This window comes from Xanthomonas cissicola (assembly GCF_008801575.1).
In the GTDB taxonomy this organism is placed as follows: domain Bacteria; phylum Pseudomonadota; class Gammaproteobacteria; order Xanthomonadales; family Xanthomonadaceae; genus Xanthomonas; species Xanthomonas cissicola.
Genome location: NZ_VZPL01000207.1, coordinates 1 through 968, shown reverse-complemented (window position 1 = coordinate 968; position 968 = coordinate 1). Strand labels below are relative to the sequence as shown.

Sequence of the window (968 nt, the reverse complement as noted above, 5' to 3'; positions counted from 1 at the left end):
ATCTCGCGCCGGGTCTGCTTGCGCTTGCCCAGGCCCTCAGCGTCACCGAACGTCAGCTGCATAGATGATCCTCTACATGATGAGGCGGGTAGTGTCGCGTATCTGTGGTGCGTTGTTCAGAGCTTCCCTAAGGCTAGCAGTGGAAGGTAAGATGGTCATAGCCTATGATGTCTTCCAGACCATTTTCGACGTCGAGACACCAACCGCGGCCAGCTTGTTCGGTACCGATGGTGTGAATCAACCTCACGTTGAGTTTGAGGAAGAGATCGTTCTCCACAAGTGCTATCGAAATCCTAGACAGATCCTTGTTTGCGCACATGCAATCGGATTTGGGATCTATGGGGATCGCGTAGTGCAGATGCTGGAGTCTAAGGAGCACTGGGAAGATTTTGGCTATGAGGTTAAGGGTGACGTTGCAGCGGGGCATTCGGTCACCGTGTATCGCCCCAAATCTAACTCGCCTCCGTCTATCGGCTCCGAATCCATCGATGAGCTTATATCGTGCACTGTTTTTGAGAAGCCGGCGGAGGAGGTTGAGTTCGTTCTTTCGCGGATCCAGGCGGATATCAATTCGGGCGGTGTTGCTCCCGAGGACATTTTGGTCATCTGCGCAGATGATCGAAATTCTTCCTTCTACTTTAATGGCATCGCCGAAGGATTGATGGCAAGGCGAATTCGCGTGAATAATATTCATGCGAAGTCATTTGGTGCCCCTGAGTTCCAGGAGGAGGGCGCCGTAACGCTTTCCACAATCTACAAAGCAAAAGGTAATGAGGCCTATTGCGTCTATATTGTGGGCATTGATGGTCTTTTTTGGCGTCCTTCTCCTAAGGATAGAAATGGGTTCACCCCCGTTTTCACGGACACTTACAAGAAGGCCGATCAAGGCCATGAGGAGTGTTCATGTCAAAGCGCAGGAAGTTCACTGCCGAGTTCAAGCGTGGCGCGGTTGAGCAGGCCAGCCAGCC

Annotated in this window: 1 protein-coding gene; it reads left to right on the top strand. The window is 52.1% G+C overall.

Annotated features, from left to right (window positions below; all coding sequences use genetic code 11):
* Nucleotides 1-151 precede the first annotated feature (151 nt).
* Nucleotides 152-968, top strand: an 817-nt coding sequence (locus F7R02_RS25580) for a DEAD/DEAH box helicase (protein ID WP_208789152.1), incomplete at its 3' end; no start/stop codon positions are given.